We start from the raw sequence: 16,425 nt of genomic DNA, 5'->3' as shown, positions 1-16,425 counted from the left end.
TTTTTGAACTGATTGCCGCCGTGCGAAAAATGCTTCTGGAGAAGAAAGAAGAGGCCTTCGCCCATTTACCCAGTCCCTTGATTCCCATCGAAAACAAGATGGAAGAGATACTGGCCAGCCTGAAACAATTAGGGCGGATCCTCCTGGAAGACCTGTTGCCCGGCCATTTTACCCGGTCTGAAATCATAGTGGTCTTTCTCTCTTTGCTGGAATTGGCCCGCCTTCAAAAAATTATCATCTATCAGGAAATACAGGAAGGGAACCTTCTTATTTATGATTTTCTCCCCCCGGCAACGATCTCTTAACGGACAATTATGAACGAACTCAAATCCCTGCTCGAAGCCCTGATTTTTGTCTCGCCTACTCCCCTGGGTCTTAAAAAGATCCTGGAAGTCATCGGGGACGGCTATCCTAAAAAAGATATAGAAACCGCCTTGTCTGAATTGCAAACCCAATATGAATCCCCCGACCGGGGCCTTTACCTTCAGGAAGTGGCCGATGGTTTTCAGTTTCGCACCAAACCGAGGTACAGCGAGTGGATCAAAAGACTGAAAAAGATCAGCCCGGCCCGGCTCAGCAAAGCCGCGCTGGAAACCCTGGCCATTATTGCCTATAAACAACCAATCACCCGGGGGGACATGGAACGGCTGCGCGGGGTAGAAGTCGACGGGATCGTCCGGACCCTCCTGGAAAAAAACCTGATCCGCATCCTGGGACGAAAAGAAATTCCCGGCCGCCCTATCCTCTATGGGACCACCCAACGATTTTTAGAACTCTTCGAATTAAAGGATTTATCTTCCCTGCCTTCATTGGAAGAAATAAAGTCCTTGAGCAATGACACGAATGAGTCTATTGAAGGCGAAACCGACTGAATCCGAACAACGTCTGCAAAGGATTCTGGCTCAGGCCGGTCTGGCTTCGAGGCGTAAGGCCGAAGAGTGGATCCGGGCCGGCCGGGTATCCGTAGACGGCAAGACCGTTACCCAGCTCGGTCTAAAAATCGCTCCGGGGGCCCACCGGATCGAAGTCGATGGTCGTCCTATCCCATCCCATGAATCCAAGGTCTATTATCTTTTTAATAAACCCAAAGGGGTCCTTTCGACCTTAATGGATCCACAAGGACGCCCCACGGTAAAAGACTTTTTGTCTCAGGCCCAGATCCGGGAACGGCTCTTTCCAGTAGGCCGGCTGGATTGGGATGCCGAAGGATTGATTTTACTGACCAATGACGGGGAATTGGCCCAAACCCTGCAACATCCCCGATTCCAGATTCCCAAGACCTATCGGGTGAAGGTCCAGGGAATCCCTTCCGAGGAGGCCTTACATCGACTTGAAGCCGGGATAAAGCTGCCCAGCGGAAAAAGGTCTTCGGCCGGATGGGAAAAAATCAAGACCGGTACGGACCGCTCCTGGTTGTTCATCACCATTCGGGAAGGGGAAAAGCATCAGGTCAAAAACATGTTAGCGGCCATCGGACATCCGGTGATGGCTATTAAGCGGGTGGCCTTTGGACCATTGACTCTCGGCCGGCTGGTTCCGGGGGAATTGCGTCCCTTATCGGAGGAGGAAATCCGGACACTGCCGAGGTTCGGTGTCACGAATCTTCAGGTCGGAGCGGTCTCGCTGAAGCAGCGGATGGATAAATAACAGGAAAATGATGGGTGGGTGGAGTGATAACGGAACCCACCGTTTAATGAGGTTAGAATTTAAAGAGACCCCCATGAAGCAGGCCCTGGGCGAAAGCGACAATATTTATAAATCGATTTGGGATAGTTCCCTGACCGGCATTTATGTGGTCCAGGACGGGAAATTTAAGGCCTTAAATTCCATTGCCTTATCCTATACGGGTTATAGCCTTGAAGAACTGATCGGGAAAAAATCGGACCGTCTTATTTTTCCTGAAGACGAAGAACAGGTAAAAATAAATGCCCGGGCCATGCTTTCCGGAAAACGTTCCTCTCCTTACGAGTTCAGGATCATTACCAAGCAAAAAAAAATTCGCTGGGTTATGGAAACCGTCACCTCCACGTTGTTTAAAGGGAAATCGGCCATCTTAGGCAATTCCATGGATATCACCGAACGTAAAACGTTCGAAGAAAGATTGCAGGAATCCGAAAGCCTGTATCGGGTCATCTTTGAAACCACCGGGACCGCCACCTTTATTGTTGAAGATGATATGACCATATCCCTGATCAATTCGGAATTTGAAAAATTAACCGGCTATCGGAAAGGCGATTGGGAAGGTAAAAAGAAATGGACGGAATTCGTGGTCAAAGAACAGCTTCCCAGGATGAAAAAATTTCATCGTTTGAGACGCATTGATCCCAATGCAGCCCCCAGGAATTACGAATACAGTTTGATCGACAGCCAGGGAAGAATAAAAATTGTTTTCAACACCATTGCCATGATCCCCGGAACCAAAAAGAGCGTTTCTTCTTTAACCGATATCACCGCCTGGAAAGAAGCCGAAAAAGGATTGAAAAAAAGAGAAGAGGAATTGCAGATCAAATCCCATAATCTTCAGGAATTAAATACGGCTTTGCGGGTATTATTGAAACAAAGGGAGGACGACCGGCTGGAGTTCGAAGAAAAAGTACTTTCCAATGTAAAAGAATTTGTCTTACCCCATGTCGAGAAAATCAAAAAAGGCAAAATGGCCGCTAAGGAGTTGGCCTATGTCGGTATTCTGGAATCCAACCTCAAAGAGATCCTCTCCCCCTTTTCCCGCAAACTCTCCTCAAAATACCGGCAGCTTACCCCGAGGGAAATTCAAATAGCCGATTTTATAAAAGAAGGTAAAACCAGTAAAGAAATGGCCGATATCCTGAATTTATCCAAGAGCGCCATCGATATTCACCGGTATCGGTTAAGAAATAAACTCGGACTGAATAATAAAAAAATTAATCTGAGATCCCACCTGATTACGTTCGTATAAAGTATTACTTTTTATATATAATAATTGTAATATATATTTAGTATTGCTTTTTCTTTTCCATTATCATAATTATTAGCTTTAATTTAAGAATGGAGGTGGTCCGAAGGCTAAAAAGAAATTTTTCCAGGAATAGTCATTTCAAGAACAAACCGGCACCTTAAAGCTTTTTCAATTCATTCATCACCCTTCCCGAAAGGAGCAGCACATGAGAAGAACCGTTATCATTACGCTAATCGCAACGCTCTTAGGCTTCCTCGCTTCTGTGCCTATCTATGCCGCCGAACCGATCAAATTTGGATTCCTGCACAGCCTGAGTGGCGGGGTCGGACAGGTTTACGGGATTCCCGATCAAGAGGCCGTCAAAATCGCCGTGGATGAAATCAACAAGGCCGGGGGTATCTTAGGCCGTCCCCTCGAGATGATCGCCCGAGACGACAAATTGAATCCGGAAAATGCCATCCGGGAGGCCAAGGATCTGATCCTGAATCATAAGGTCCAATGGATTCAGGGAACGGTGAGCAGCGCCGTGGCCCTGGCTGTTTCGGCCTATTGTAAGGAAGCCAAAGTGCCTTTTATCATCACTACCGCTCAATCAGCAGCGATAACCGAGGAAAAAGGCCATCGCTATGTTTTCAGACTCACCACCAACACCGACACCTATACCCGTTCCATGGCCAATGCCGCAGCAAAATATTGGGGCGGTAAAAAGGTGTTCATTATCGGCCCCGATTACGAGTACGGCCATAAGTCGAAAGCCGACTTTATGGCCTCTTATACCAAACTGGTCCCCGAGGCCAAAATCGTAGGCGAACTCTGGCCCAAACTGGGCAACCAGGATTGGACGCCCTATATCTCCAAAATCATGTCTTCCGGCGCTGATTTTGTCTATTGTTCCCTGTGGGGGGGCGATGTTATTTCATTTACCAAGGCGGCCTGGGCTTTCGGTTACTTCGACCGGGTAAAACATTGCGGGCAGGACTGGGGCGGGGTTGAAGCTCTGGGCAAAATGGGCAAAGATATTTTCCCCAAAGGGGTCTTGGGTGGAAGCCACTATCCTTATTGGATCATTGACAATCCTATCAGCAAGGCCTATTGGCCTAAATTCAACAAGGCTTCCGGAATGTTTGCCGGGGTCTCCGTATCCGGATACACCACAGTCTATGTCTTGAAACAGGCCATAGAAAAAGTCAAGGCCGTTGACATTGAGAAGGTCATCAATGCCATGGAAGGCATGGAACTCAACACCGTGGTCGGCAAATTGCAGATCAGGGCCTGCGACCATCAAACCCTCTGGCCCTTCTGGGTTGGCCCGGTGGCCGTAACCCCTGATTTACCGTGGCCCCATATCACCAATCCCGTTTTGCTGGAGCAGGCCAAAGCCTACTCCGGTTGCGCTGAAATTGAGGCCCTTAGAAAGAAAAAGTAAGGGGAACCATGACGCTTCAAGGGTTAGTCATTCAGATCTTAAGTGGAATCAGCACCGGGATGGTCATATTCCTCATCGCCGTCGGCCTTTCCCTGGTCTTCGGCACCCTGCGTATCCTCAATCTGGCCCATGGCGCCCTCTATATGATGGGCGCCTATATGTGTTACTGGATCAGTTCGGTCATCGCCCAGTTCACAGGAGCCTTTTGGTGGTCTTTACTTCTGGCCCCGGTGGGAGTGGCGATTTTCGGAGGCTTGGTGGAGGTCCTTTTGTTGCGCCGGATCTATGATCGGGAGCCTTTGGACCAATATCTTCTGACCTTTGCCCTGGTCCTGGTCATCGGGGATTTGTGCAAATTGGCCTGGGGGGTGGAATATCATCTGGTTCCCGCCCCCTGGCCTCTCAACGGACCGATATTTTTTATGGGAATGCCCTTTCCCAGCTATAATGTCTTTCTGATCTTTTGCGGACCGTTGGTCTTTATCGGTTTATGGGCCCTGATCAGATACACCCGGCTGGGAAAGGTCATTCGCGCCATGACCTACAACCGGGAAATGGCCAACGCCCTGGGGACGAATGTCCCCCTGGTCTATACGGTGGTCTTCATGCTCGGTTCCTGGCTGGCCGGGCTGGGAGGCACCCTGGTGGTGCCAACCGCCTCGGCCATGCCCGGCATGGATATGATCATCCTGATCGAGTGTTTTATTATCATCGTCGTCGGAGGACTGGGCAGCCTGTCCGGTGCCTTTTTGGGGTCTTTGATTTTCGGGCTGGTCAACGCCTTTGGGATACTGGTCGCCCCAAGACTGGCCGTGGCTTTCGGATTTATTTTAATGATCGTGGTCCTGATTATTCGCCCCTGGGGGCTGATGGGAAAAGCTGAATGAGACAGTCGCTTGCAAAAATGGACTGGTCGGGAAAGGCGCTTGGGATAATCGTCTTGCTGGCGGGGTTCCTGGCTTTGCCGATATTTCTTCCCGTCGGTTGGCTGAGCCTGGTTACCGAGATGTTGATCCTGGCCCTGGCCGCCGGCGGACTCAACCTGATGTTGGGGTATGCCGGTATGGTCTCCTTCGGACCGGCCGGTTTTTATGCCGTAGGCGCTTATGCCACCGCCTTGATTTTGACGAACACCAAGCTTCCTTTTGTCCTGGCCTTCGCGGCCGGTCCGGTCATCGCGGCTTTGACGGCCATCCCCATAGGCTGGTTTTGTGTCCGCCTGACCCATGTTTATTTCGCCCTCCTGACCCTGGCTTTTGCCCAGATCATCCATACCATCATTTTTGAATGGTATGATTTTACCAAGGGCGATAATGGTATTGTCGACATCCCCCTGCCTGAAATTTTAAGATCCATCCCCCATTATTATTACTTCAGTTTAATCGTGGTCGTTTTTTGTCTGGCCCTGCTGTGGATGATTATTAAGTCTCCTTTCGGCAAGACCCTTCAAGCCATGAGAGAAAATGCCCAGCGGGCGGAATCGATCGGTATCCCGGTCCGCCTCTATCAGTTAGCCACCTTTGTCCTTTCCGGATTTTTTTTGGGGGTGGCCGGATCCTTGTTTTGCGGGTTCAACAAGAATGTCTTCCCCAACTACGCCCACTGGATAAAGTCCACCGAAATGCTGGTGGTCTGCCTCCTGGGCGGCATTTATAACTTTTTCGGACCCATCGTTGGATCGATCGTCTATTTATTTCTGGACAAGGTGATCACCGGCTACACCCAATTCTGGCCATTAGTCCTGGGCCTGATCATTATCATCCTTTTGCTTTTTCTTCGGGGGGGCATAGCCGGATTTATAGCCGAGCGCCTGGCCTTACGTCGGAGAAGGGGGGAACAGGCTTAACCCATAATGTTTCGCGTTGAAAAACTAAAGAAAACCTTTGGGGGACTGATGGCGGTCAACAACGTCTCTTTTGCCATGCAGAAGGGGGAAATCAGCTCCATCATCGGACCTAACGGAGCCGGCAAAACGACCCTGTTCAACATCCTGACCGGCCATCTTAAAGCGGATTCCGGGGCCGTCTATTTCAAAGACCGGGAAATCACCGCCTTGTCTCCCCACCGGATCTGTCAGACCGGTATCGGCCGGTCTTTTCAGAAGACCAATATTTTTCCCAGACTGACGGCTTTTGATAATATCCAGGTGGCCTTAATGGCCTGGCAGAAAAGGACCCGCAATCTTTTTCAAAAAGCCGACCATTTTTTCCAGAAAGAAACCGATGAAATCCTTGGTAACTTGGGGCTCGGGGACCAAAAGGACAGGCTGGCCGGTCTGCTGGCCCACGGGGACCAGAGGTTATTGGAGATCGGGATAACCCTGGGAACCTATCCCGAGCTTATTTTGCTGGATGAACCGACCGCCGGAATGAGCCCGGAGGAATCCCATAAAACCATGGAGCTGATCCATCGGATCGTGCGCTCCCGAAACCTGACCCTCCTTTTTATAGAGCACGACATGAATATCGTCTTCGGCATATCGGAAAAGGTCAGGGTCATGCATTACGGGACCGTTATCGCCGAAGGGACCCCCAAGGAGATACGGGCAAATGATCAGGTCCAAAAAATCTATCTGGCAGAGGAAACATGATGTTGCTGGAAGTAAATAATATCAATACCTATTACGGTATCAGTCATATCCTGTTTGACGTATCTATTCAGGTGGAAAAAGGGGAAGTGGTTTGCGTCCTGGGCCGTAACGGCGTGGGGAAAACGACCCTTATAAGAAGCATTATGGGTTTGACCGTTCCCCGGTCCGGCAACATCAGCTTCAATGGGACGGCTCTCCGAGGCAAAAGGCCTTTTGAAATAGCCTATCTGGGGATCGGCTTCGTACCCGAGGACCGGATCATTTTCCCGGACCTGACGGTTAAGGAAAACCTGGAAATGGGGCTGAAAAAGGGACAAAAGGGCCCCTGGACTCTGGAGCGGGTTTATCAGATATTTCCGATCTTAAAAACCAGACAGACCCAAATGGGTGGGACCCTTTCCGGAGGGGAGCAGCAAATGTTGACGATCGCCAGGACCCTGATGGGCAATCCCGAACTGCTGCTCCTGGATGAACCCACCGAAGGCCTTTCGCCGCTGATTGTTAAAGAGCTGGAAGTTCAGATCAGGGCCTTGAAAGAGGAAGGCATGACCATCCTGCTGTCCGAGCAGAATTCCAAGGTGACCCTCAACCTGTCCGACCGGGCTTATATCCTGGAAAAAGGGCAGGTTAAATGGGACGGTGCAGTCGGCCTTCTTCGGGAGAACCAGGAGATCTTAAAGAGATATCTGGGCCTCTGATCAGGCCGGCAATAATCAACGGACTCGCCCTCCCTTTACCGTCACCCCGGCGGAAGCCGGGGTCCAGATTTCAACAGGACATAGACGGATCGAGGTTGCTCAGGGTCCTTCAGAGCCTGAGCCAAAAAAAGTAAATCCTGTTAATCCTGTCAAATATTTTTTTTAAGAATTTAGTCGGAGAACATCATGCTCGAAACGGTCCACCATTTGAATAAGGTTTCTATTCTACTATCTCCTCAAAAAACGATCCTGGGAAAAGGGGGGATGGATTCCCTGGGTAAAGAGACTTTGGCCCTGGGCGGACACCGGGTGCTTATCGTAACCGATCCCGGGGTAATGAAATCCGGAATGGTGGCCGGCCCTCAAAAAGTTTTGGAATCCGAAGGCCTGGAGGTGGAAATTTTTGATCAGGTTGAGCCCGATCCCCCGGTACGCGTAGTGGATGCCTGCATGCGGACGATACAGGAAAAAAACTGTGACCTGGTCGTGGGTCTGGGCGGGGGGAGCACGCTCGATGTAGCCAAAGGCGCGGCTGCCCTGGCCCCCGGCGGTAAATCAGCCCTGGACTATGTCGGCCAGGATACGATTCCCCGGCGGGGCCTTCCCAAAATCCTGATCCCCACCACCGCCGGCACGGGCAGTGAAGCCACCAGGGTTTTTGTGATGACCGATGAAACCGATAATACCAAAAAGGTGGTCTATAGTAATTATCTTCTGGCCGATGCGGCCATCTTAGACCCCTCTTTGACGGTCACCCTGCCCCCTTGGGTAACGGCCGATACCGGCCTGGATGCCCTGGTCCATGCCATAGAGGCCTATGTTTCGGTCAACACCACTCCCTTTGCTGAAATCCTTTCCATGGCGGCCATAACCTTGATCGCCCGGAACCTTCCGAAAGCCTTTGCCAAGGGGAGTAATATCGAGGCCCGCTATAATCTGTTATTGGCCGCCAACCTGGCGGGAACGGCTTTCACCAGTGGGGGGCTTGGGGCAGTCCATGGGCTGGCCTACGTCCTCGGTACGGAATATCATCTCTCCCATGGCCGCTCCAATGCCGTCATGCTCCCCCATGTCATGGCCTATAACCTTTCTGGGAATTATGAAAAATACGGGGAAATCGCCTCGGCTATGGGCGAGCCGGTAGCCGGACTCTCACCCCAGGAGGCGGCCCGGAAATCCGTGGAGGCGGTTAAAAACCTGTTAACGTCCGTCAATATCCCCTGCGATCTTTCCGCTTACCAGATCCCCAGGTCGGCCCTCCCGAAATTGGTGGAGGGCGGGATGAAACAGGCCCGGTTGTTTATTCCCAATCCCAGGGATCTCTCGGAAAAAGAGGTGGAATTGATTTACTCCGGGGCTTTTTAGATTCTTTCCCGTTATCCATTTTCCCCTTGAAAAAATTCCCGATATTGGGTAGAAAGGAAATACATCTTTCGGGCGGTTAACTCAGCGGTTAGAGTGCCATCCTCACACGGTGGAAGTCCCCGGTTCAAATCCGGGACCGCCTACCATCATTTCAAGGGGTTAGCTTATTAGGGCTTTCCCCTTTTTTATTTCTGTGCCCAAATTGTGACCGGTTGTCTCAAAATTGGTCGGATCTATAAAAACACTTTGTAACTGATATTCAGCACCTTTCCCAGGCGCTTTGCCATTTCCTTACCAATGGGGCGTTTTCCACTTTCCATCTCGCCCCGACCCACCGGCCGGATTGGGTGCGATATCCATAATAGCGCAGGATCAGATTGTTGGGTTCTATGGCAAGCACGGGGGTCATCCGGTTACCGACTTATAGTTATAATAATTTGACCAGGGCGGCAATGACGGCGGCCTGGGCTACCAGCATCCCAGCCACCCATTTAATAATGGAGGCGGTCAGGCGTGCCTCTAATTCTTTGAGGTCTTGCTTGGTTGCCAGATTGGTTCCAATTATTTCCGCCAAGGCTTCGGCTTGGGTTTCAGCCTGTTTGTCTGTAAAACCGGCCTCTTTCATCTTTTTAGCATAAGCCAGCGTGTCAAATAAAATTGCCGATTCCATCTTTTTCCTACCTTTCCCTCCCTTTTGCTTATTCATCCCAGTATTTTATAGCTTATGAAAGAGATGTCAAGTTATGAATAGCAGGTTCCGTTGGTTTTTCACCCAACCTGCTGGCTATGGCCTGATGGAATCGGCTGGCATTTGAAGAATTCGTCCCAGACGGCAGGCGGAGCCGGGTGATAAAGATTGTCCAGATTGTCATAGGTAAAGGCGTAATCCACTTGACAGGCGATGACATCGGCTATGTCTTCTGTCACTTGCTCAATGGTAGGAGCCGTGGTCACCAGGTCCAGATCAAGACAATGGGCCGGATAGCCTTCTTCGGATTCCTTGACCAAGATGTTAAAATAAATAGCGTTATCCATGACCGACAATCCTTTCACCGTGCTAAAATTGATGAACATGTAAAAAGTCGCTAAAACTCGCATTACGTCATTCCGGCGAAAGCCGGAATCCAGTCTTTTTAATTGGTTCTGGACCTCGGCGCCTGCCCCGGACCTGATCCGGGGTTCCCCGGAGTGAAGGGCCGGGAGACTTTTTACGAAGCCGTCATTAATGAATTACTGGATAAAAGGAACAACGTTTGTTTCAACGTTTATTGTGATTCTGACTGAATTTTTCAGTCAGATTTGTTAAGGCCCCTTTTGTGATTTATTGGCCAGCATCCCCGAAAATCTGACCGGGTCCTCCCAGAACATAAAACCCCACCCCAAGCCGCCCCGGTTATTGGCCGCCTGCCGATTTCTGGTAATACCAAAAATCGGTAGGTCCTTTTCGGCTCCTTTTCAGTTCTCAAGCTGGGCAATAGATTCCATTAATCGCCTTGTGTTTCTTGGCGACCGTAATAGGTAGGTTGTTTCTTCAAGGGCTTCATAGTCCTCAAGTGACAAAATGACCACAGAATTCCCAGACTTACGTGTTACAATAACCGGGGCATGGTCCCTACAAACTTTTTCCATTGTTTTTGCAAGGTGTTGCCTTGCAGAGGTATAGGTTATTGCATCCATTCGGCCCTCCTGTACAGTTTATTGTACCTATAAAATGGGGGTTATCAAAGAGATATATCGCGCCCAACACGCCAATGCGCCAACATGTCGAAGAAGCCCGGCCATTAATCCGGCCAAAATCACCTATCCGGCAGAAGTCAGGCCACCTTCCGAATGGTTTTAGGCTCCGGGACGGGTTTCCCCGATATAATTAAAAAGAAACCCCCCTTTTCGGCCAATAGACAAGTCTCCTCAAAATTCAAACTGATGGAGTACCCTCTGACCTTCTCAATAAGCTTTTCCGTTGTGGTCATCAGGCCCCCACTTGTTTTCCGGCATATTCTATTTTTACCATACCGCTATTGGGGGACTTCACCTACAAATATGCTTGATTGGTATGTGCTTGAATTAATGATTACGGTTTGAAAGTTAACACAAAGCTAACCGGGAGCGGCTCTATCGGCGATCCGCAACACCGCCAGGTTCGCAGGTTCTTTCCGCCTTTCCATGATCTTTTCTGGAAATGCCGGCTTCCGAAACCCATACTTCTGGTACAACCCATGAGCATCGTTGGTATCGAGACGCCATAAACGGAGGTCTTGGAGATCGGGGTGGCCTACTATGTATTCCATAAGTCTTTTCCCCAGTCCGCGGTTTTTATGCTCCTCCAAAACAAAGACGTCCATCATGTGAGCGAATATCGTGCAGTCAGTTACTATCCTCGCAAAACCCACAAGGCTGTCGTCTTTGTCGTAGACTCCAAAGCACAAGGAGTTCTCAATGGTCTTACGCACCGCCTCCATTGTCCTGCCTTTCCCCCAATAGGATCTGTTGCTGATGAAATCGTGTATCACACGGACATCCAATCTTGATTTGTCCGTAGATATTTCGTAATTGTCGGACAATAGCTCTCCTTTCTTCTGTGAACGTTATTTTTACAGGCGCCGGCTGTTTGGCGTCCTGTGCAAAAAATTGTTCTGTGGGTCTCTGATTAAAGAAATATCAGGTAAATTTTTTTCTACCGATTCCCAGCCCTCGAACTTTTTCAGACACTCAACAACAATATCTGTTGGGTCAGGCCAAATCTCGGGGAAATCAAACTCCCCTTCTGCCTTAGGAAGAAAGGCTAATTTTTCTAAGGGTGGGGAGAACTGGGCATCAACACCAACTTTATTTCCCCTTGCATCAATTCTGTACCACCCGATTTCCGGCAAATATACAGCATTCAAACCATGGAGCGTAAATCCATTACCGTCGTCACGACAAAGTCGCTGATAGCAGAATCCTGCCGGAATGCTGTTCGCACGGAGCAGAGCCGCAAGTAGATGGCTTTTCGCGAAGCACCAACCTGTGCCACTTGCCAGAACTTCAGATGCTCGACATGTCGTAACCGACGATTTTGTATCTCCACTATGGCTTATATTGTCACGCACCCACTCAAAACAAATTTTTGCGATTCTGACAGGCCCAGAATCATTTTCTACCAGGCTGCGTGCCTGCTTTAAAATTGCTGTCGTCTTCCAATCAATTATGTCAGTCGATCTAAGATAAAGGTCCATTTTATCTCACACGGAATTTATTGCACAGTTTTCTGGATAATATACCTTTTGTCCTGTGATTCAGTTTCTGTCGAACCTCTTTTTCTCAAAATACCAAAATGGAAATTGAACGACTTCAGGAAGAAGTCTATAAATCCCCATCCTGTATCCTCAAGTTCCCGTAGGGTGGGTGGAACGAAGTGCAACCCACCAATATCTCAATTTACAATCCCAAATTGGTGGGTTCCGTTTCAATCCACCCACCCTACCCCCTATGTTTTAACCTTTCACCAATACCACCACGTCCGCACCTTCCATGTCCTGAAAAGGTTTACATAAGGCTGGAAGGGGTCCCCTGCCGGCCGTTGGTGAGGGACTGGGCCGCATATTGGATATAGGGAATAATGACATCGTTCTTGCGGCTGCCGGTTCCGTCATAGGTAATGGAAACCACCGGGATGCCGGTCTGGCGCTCGATGTCCCGGCCCATGGCCTCGGTCACCAGGGAGGGGCAGCAGAAGGCCGGGCTGGCCTGGACGAATAGGGAGATCCCGGGATAAAGTCGCAGCAGGGAAAAAATCTTGACCAGGTTTTCCATAGACTCACCGGCGTGCTGTACCATCAGATTGAAGCGCGACAGGATTGCCAGGGCGGTATGGGGGTAAGCGGGATAAGGGGCGCCCAGCACCGGTTCAAAAATCCGGTAATATTTCCGGTCCAGGATATTAACCAGTCCGAGCAGGGCTTTGTGTACCAGCACCTCCCAGTAATGCCTCTCGATCAGCCAGCGCCTGAAATAGGGCTCGGCGATCATCTTGAGGAGGTCGCTGTAGGGCGTGGTGACTACTTCCCCGCCGGCCTGCTCGATGGCCTGAATCAGGTCCTGGTTCATGACCTCGTTGTCGCGGGTATAGAGATCCCCGAAGACGGCCACCTGGGGACGCGGTTGGGTGCGGTCTGTCTTGATATCCTGGAACATCCGGGAAATTTCACGAGCGGCCGCTTCGCGGTCCTGCCTCCCCAGGAAGGAATCGGTTGCGACCTGAACGGCCCGGGAAACCGCCCGGTCGGTTTCCCCCCTGGTCACCTCATAGGGCCTGAGCTTGCAGGCCATTTTTCGAATGACTCCTCCGAACATATAGGCGAAGTACACATCCACACCAATGCGCGGCGACAGATCGGTAAAGGTGATGTTTCCCACATACACCCCGGCTTTTTCCAGGCCTCCGCCGCGGGCCTCCAGGATGCTCCGGATGTAATAGGGAAAGAGCCGCACATTGCAGGCGATCTCGGAGCCCCCCATCCAGAGCAGGGTTTTATCCGGTTCCAGTTCATGGGTTTCGATATAATCCATAAATTCCTGAGCAATGGTATTGAGCGGCAGGCATTGGCCGGTGTTATAGCGCAGACTCTTCTGGATCATGAGCCGGTCTTCCTCCAGCACCCGGGCATCCAATCCGTACCGGATCAGATTGGCGGCAATCAGCCGGCAACAGATCGGGTCCCAGTTCGGAAGCAGCAGGGTCTTGCCGCCGACCTTGTTTGCAGTGCAGGGATTTATCTCCCGGATTTTGCGGTCCATGGCCCGGGTCTTCCCCCTGAAGTGATTGCCGAAGGCCCGCACAGCGGCCTCGATCCGGGTTTCATAGCCCACGCTGGAATCATGCTCGTCCAATTGCAGGATCAGGTAAGGCTTGCCTTCCCGTTCCATGATCCGCTTGAAGTACTCGGTCACGAAGGAATCCGGGGAGCATTTGAAGGAGGTGACCAGCACCGGGTAGATCCCCTGACAGGAAGCGGCCGCTTCGGCGGCCTCCAGGATATGGGTGGCAAAGTTCCAGTGAAAGGCCTTCAGCAGCCCGGAGATGCGCTCAACCCCCTCCGGGGTCCCGGCCATCATATCCTGTGAGAAGGTCCTGATTCCCAGGGACCCGAAGATTTCGGGGATCCCTTTGTTCATGGCCCGGGAGAAGAGCGTATAGGGGCGGCCCAGCAAAACAACGCCCATTTCGCCGCTTTGGGAAGCCTGTTCTTCGAAAAGGTCTTTCAAACGCTTTAGTCCGCCGGCATAAAAGGCCCGGGCCTGTTCAAAGGCCGAGTACACCGCCAAGAAGGAGAGACCCGGTTGGACCTTTTTCAGCACCTGATGCAGCCGCCGCAGCCCGGACAAAAACCCGGCGTTGCAATCCAGAAGTGGGACCAGGCACTTCAACGGGATGGTCGCCTCGAGCCGGGAGACGAGGGCCGGCGCATATTGGGTGTAATAGCAGTATTTTCGAATCAGACCCGGCGGCTTGTCCCGCGCTTCCAGGTAGACCGGCAGAAAAATATGATCGCACCGATCCGCCAGATAGGAAACATGGCCATGGAAGGCGGTGATGGGGCCGCAGAACTCGGCGCCGGCCAGAGACTTTCCCCTTTTGACTGCATCCCCGCAGTCCCGACTGGTTTGGGTTTTCAGACCCAGCAGATCAAAAAACTTTTCCCAGAAAGGCAGGTCCTCAAAGAGATGCAGGGCCGCCGGAAGCCCGATGGTAGGCCCGAGACCGATGGTTGACCTTTTAAACCGGAAGGCCTTGGTGCGTTCCTGCAGGAGATCGAAACCGGAGCGGTTCTTATTGACGAATTGACGGGTATCGTAATCCCGGCCGCATAGAAAACCATAGGCCACCGTTTCACCGTTGAGAGAAGCGAGTTTGATCTTACAGTGGTTGGTGCAGTATTCGCAGACCTCGGTTTTGATTGGGACCGGCTGCTTATATAGATCGATACCCCGGAAGGACGAGCGGACCAGGCCGCTTTCAGCCAGGGTGTAAGCCGTTCCCAGGGCCCCGGTCAGGTGGCAGTAGGGGGAAACGAAAATCGATTGACCCAGCTTCTGCTCAAAGGCCGCCACCAGGGCCCGATTGCGGCCGGTCGCTCCCTGAAAGGAAAGGCAGGTTCCGATGCGGGAGCCCACGGCCACCTTGGACAGGTAGTTGTCCCGAACGGCGTGGAGCACCGCGGCCAGGATATCGTCGACGGCATACCCTTTATTCAAGTAATGATTCAGGTCCCTTTCCATGAACACGGTGCAGCGGTCACTGGCCAGGGGGGCCCGAATCCCCTCGGCCCGCCGGGAATATTCCGTCAACGGGCAGCCGAGCCGGGAAGCCTGCTCCTCGATAAAGCTGCCGGTCCCGGCAGCGCAAACGGTATTCATGGTCGAGAAAGTAACCATCCCATTGTTCAGGGTGGTAAACTTCGAATCCTGTCCTCCGATCTCGATGATCGTATCGACCGCCGGATTGAGCTCCACAGCGGCCCGGGCATGGGCCGTGATTTCGTCAATGATAAGGTCGGCCCCGATAATACGGCCGATGAAGGCCCGGCCCGACCCGGTCGTGCCGGCCCCCAGGACCTTGAGGGCCGTCCCCTGATTTCGGGCCAGGTCGTCCATAGCTTCCAGGAGAGCCTGAAGGGCCTGAAGAGGACGTCCGGCCGTCCGGGTGTAAAACCCGGCGACGACCTTCCGGTCCGGCCCGATCAGGACGGCTTTAGTGCTGGTTGAGCCGATATCCAGGCCGAGAAATACTTCGGTGCTTTCCCCCCTGGAAAGGGGCGCGAATCGTTCCACCTCCACCTCGGGCTGGAAATCGGACCGCGCGGAACGGTATAGATAGGTGAGAGGGTTCTGAAAATCCTGGACCTCGGAACCGGTTGTCTTGAGGGGCGGATAGTAGTAGATCCGTTTTTCCAATGAGGGCCGGATAAGATCGGACGGTTGCCGGACCGATAGCGGATTTCCGGATTTGTTGTCCTGGAGCAAGCAGACGGCTGCGCCGATGGCGCCGTGCAGGGGGGAATAGGCATCGGCCACGATCGGCATTCCGATCAGGTTGGAAAGATGGCGGACCACGGCCCGGTTCAGTGATACCCCGCCGCTCATAATCAACGGCATCTCCGCGCCGCCCCCGGTAAACAGGGTATCCACGATATTCCGGGCCAGACCAAAGCAAAGTCCGTCACAGATCTCGGCCAGGGAGTATCCTTCCTGCTGAGCATGGCTCAGGTCGGTTTTGGCGAATACGGCACACCGCGAGGCGATCTTCGGGATTTCGCCCTGGTTGGTACAGGCCAGTTCGGCCAGGGCCTCGACCCCCTTCAGGTTTAAACGAAAGGCCTGTTGATCGAGAAAACTGCCGGTCCCTGCCGCGCAGGAGGTGTTGGTCCTGGAT

Annotated in this window: 18 protein-coding genes and 1 tRNA gene; 11 read left to right on the top strand and 8 right to left on the bottom strand. The window is 51.8% G+C overall.

Annotated elements, in window-relative coordinates; all coding sequences use genetic code 11:
* The 11 genes from HY879_27160 to HY879_27110 all read left to right on the top strand — a co-directional run.
* On the top strand, nucleotides 1-305 hold a 305-nt coding region (locus HY879_27160; GenBank protein MBI5607026.1), incomplete at its 5' end, for a segregation/condensation protein A.
* A gap of 9 nt (nucleotides 306-314) precedes the next feature.
* A complete protein-coding gene (gene scpB, locus HY879_27155) occupies nucleotides 315-872 on the top strand; it encodes an SMC-Scp complex subunit ScpB (protein MBI5607025.1) in 558 nt (185 codons plus the stop codon).
* Entirely contained in the window at nucleotides 844-1,647 is an 804-nt protein-coding gene (locus tag HY879_27150) for an rRNA pseudouridine synthase (GenBank protein ID MBI5607024.1), read from the top strand. Before scpB ends, HY879_27150 begins: the two co-directional genes overlap by 29 nt.
* Before the next feature lie 46 nt (nucleotides 1,648-1,693).
* Entirely contained in the window at nucleotides 1,694-2,935 is a 1,242-nt protein-coding gene (locus HY879_27145; GenBank protein MBI5607023.1) for a PAS domain S-box protein, read from the top strand.
* A gap of 205 nt (nucleotides 2,936-3,140) precedes the next feature.
* On the top strand, nucleotides 3,141-4,361 hold the full coding sequence (locus tag HY879_27140; protein ID MBI5607022.1) for an ABC transporter substrate-binding protein: 1,221 nt from the start codon (nucleotides 3,141-3,143) through the stop codon (nucleotides 4,359-4,361).
* A gap of 8 nt (nucleotides 4,362-4,369) precedes the next feature.
* Nucleotides 4,370-5,248 carry a branched-chain amino acid ABC transporter permease gene (locus HY879_27135; protein MBI5607021.1) on the top strand — a complete coding sequence of 293 codons (879 nt, stop codon included), beginning with the start codon at nucleotides 4,370-4,372 and terminating at the stop codon, nucleotides 5,246-5,248.
* A complete protein-coding gene (locus tag HY879_27130; GenBank protein ID MBI5607020.1) occupies nucleotides 5,245-6,207 on the top strand; it encodes a branched-chain amino acid ABC transporter permease in 963 nt (320 codons plus the stop codon). Before HY879_27135 ends, HY879_27130 begins: the two co-directional genes overlap by 4 nt.
* Nucleotides 6,208-6,213: 6 nt before the next feature.
* On the top strand, nucleotides 6,214-6,951 hold the full coding sequence (locus HY879_27125; protein ID MBI5607019.1) for an ABC transporter ATP-binding protein: 738 nt from the start codon (nucleotides 6,214-6,216) through the stop codon (nucleotides 6,949-6,951).
* Nucleotides 6,952-6,953: 2 nt separating this feature from the next.
* Nucleotides 6,954-7,649 carry an ABC transporter ATP-binding protein gene (locus HY879_27120; GenBank protein MBI5607018.1) on the top strand — a complete coding sequence of 232 codons (696 nt, stop codon included), beginning with the start codon at nucleotides 6,954-6,956 and terminating at the stop codon, nucleotides 7,647-7,649.
* A gap of 186 nt (nucleotides 7,650-7,835) precedes the next feature.
* Nucleotides 7,836-9,014 carry an iron-containing alcohol dehydrogenase gene (locus HY879_27115; protein ID MBI5607017.1) on the top strand — a complete coding sequence of 393 codons (1,179 nt, stop codon included), beginning with the start codon at nucleotides 7,836-7,838 and terminating at the stop codon, nucleotides 9,012-9,014.
* 70 nt (nucleotides 9,015-9,084) lie between these two features.
* Nucleotides 9,085-9,160, top strand: a tRNA-Val gene (locus HY879_27110).
* Between the two features lie 113 nt (nucleotides 9,161-9,273).
* Here HY879_27110 and HY879_27105 read toward each other — a convergent pair.
* The 8 genes from HY879_27105 to HY879_27070 all read right to left on the bottom strand — a co-directional run.
* The gene (locus HY879_27105) at nucleotides 9,274-9,414 is read right to left on the bottom strand and encodes a hypothetical protein (protein MBI5607016.1); all 141 of its coding nucleotides are present in this window, start codon (nucleotides 9,412-9,414) and stop codon (nucleotides 9,274-9,276) included.
* Nucleotides 9,415-9,441: 27 nt separating this feature from the next.
* On the bottom strand, nucleotides 9,442-9,684 hold the full coding sequence (locus HY879_27100) for a DUF1640 domain-containing protein (protein ID MBI5607015.1): 243 nt from the start codon (nucleotides 9,682-9,684) through the stop codon (nucleotides 9,442-9,444).
* 98 nt (nucleotides 9,685-9,782) lie between these two features.
* On the bottom strand, nucleotides 9,783-10,049 hold the full coding sequence (locus HY879_27095) for a hypothetical protein (protein MBI5607014.1): 267 nt from the start codon (nucleotides 10,047-10,049) through the stop codon (nucleotides 9,783-9,785).
* A 420-nt stretch (nucleotides 10,050-10,469) separates the two neighbouring features.
* Nucleotides 10,470-10,691 (bottom strand): type II toxin-antitoxin system prevent-host-death family antitoxin, encoded by a 222-nt coding sequence (locus HY879_27090; GenBank protein MBI5607013.1) that lies wholly within the window; start codon nucleotides 10,689-10,691, stop codon nucleotides 10,470-10,472.
* 137 nt (nucleotides 10,692-10,828) lie between these two features.
* The gene (locus tag HY879_27085; GenBank protein ID MBI5607012.1) at nucleotides 10,829-10,984 is read right to left on the bottom strand and encodes a hypothetical protein; all 156 of its coding nucleotides are present in this window, start codon (nucleotides 10,982-10,984) and stop codon (nucleotides 10,829-10,831) included.
* A 126-nt stretch (nucleotides 10,985-11,110) separates the two neighbouring features.
* Nucleotides 11,111-11,575, bottom strand: a complete 465-nt coding sequence (locus HY879_27080) for a GNAT family N-acetyltransferase (GenBank protein MBI5607011.1) — start codon at nucleotides 11,573-11,575, stop codon at nucleotides 11,111-11,113.
* A 30-nt stretch (nucleotides 11,576-11,605) separates the two neighbouring features.
* The gene (locus HY879_27075) at nucleotides 11,606-12,229 is read right to left on the bottom strand and encodes a transglutaminase family protein (protein MBI5607010.1); all 624 of its coding nucleotides are present in this window, start codon (nucleotides 12,227-12,229) and stop codon (nucleotides 11,606-11,608) included.
* 310 nt (nucleotides 12,230-12,539) lie between these two features.
* Nucleotides 12,540-16,425: CoA activase (locus HY879_27070; GenBank protein ID MBI5607009.1), on the bottom strand; the 3,886-nt coding region annotated here is incomplete at its 5' end.

This window comes from Deltaproteobacteria bacterium, from assembly GCA_016219225.1.
Lineage (GTDB): Bacteria > Desulfobacterota > RBG-13-43-22 > RBG-13-43-22 > RBG-13-43-22 > RBG-13-43-22.
Note: the sequence above shows the minus strand (reverse complement) of the source record. Positions and strands in the feature narration are given on the sequence as shown.

Coding starts and splice junctions, on each gene's coding strand:
- scpB (MBI5607025.1), top strand. CDS start 315: ATGAACGAACTCAAATCCCTGCTCGAAGCCCTGATTTTTGTCTCGCCT.
- HY879_27150 (MBI5607024.1), top strand. CDS start 844: ATGAGTCTATTGAAGGCGAAACCGACTGAATCCGAACAACGTCTGCAA.
- HY879_27145 (MBI5607023.1), top strand. CDS start 1,694: ATGAGGTTAGAATTTAAAGAGACCCCCATGAAGCAGGCCCTGGGCGAA.
- HY879_27140 (MBI5607022.1), top strand. CDS start 3,141: ATGAGAAGAACCGTTATCATTACGCTAATCGCAACGCTCTTAGGCTTC.
- HY879_27135 (MBI5607021.1), top strand. CDS start 4,370: ATGACGCTTCAAGGGTTAGTCATTCAGATCTTAAGTGGAATCAGCACC.
- HY879_27130 (MBI5607020.1), top strand. CDS start 5,245: ATGAGACAGTCGCTTGCAAAAATGGACTGGTCGGGAAAGGCGCTTGGG.
- HY879_27125 (MBI5607019.1), top strand. CDS start 6,214: ATGTTTCGCGTTGAAAAACTAAAGAAAACCTTTGGGGGACTGATGGCG.
- HY879_27115 (MBI5607017.1), top strand. CDS start 7,836: ATGCTCGAAACGGTCCACCATTTGAATAAGGTTTCTATTCTACTATCT.
- HY879_27100 (MBI5607015.1), bottom strand. CDS start 9,684: ATGGAATCGGCAATTTTATTTGACACGCTGGCTTATGCTAAAAAGATG.
- HY879_27095 (MBI5607014.1), bottom strand. CDS start 10,049: ATGGATAACGCTATTTATTTTAACATCTTGGTCAAGGAATCCGAAGAA.
- HY879_27090 (MBI5607013.1), bottom strand. CDS start 10,691: ATGGATGCAATAACCTATACCTCTGCAAGGCAACACCTTGCAAAAACA.
- HY879_27085 (MBI5607012.1), bottom strand. CDS start 10,984: ATGACCACAACGGAAAAGCTTATTGAGAAGGTCAGAGGGTACTCCATC.
- HY879_27075 (MBI5607010.1), bottom strand. CDS start 12,229: ATGGACCTTTATCTTAGATCGACTGACATAATTGATTGGAAGACGACA.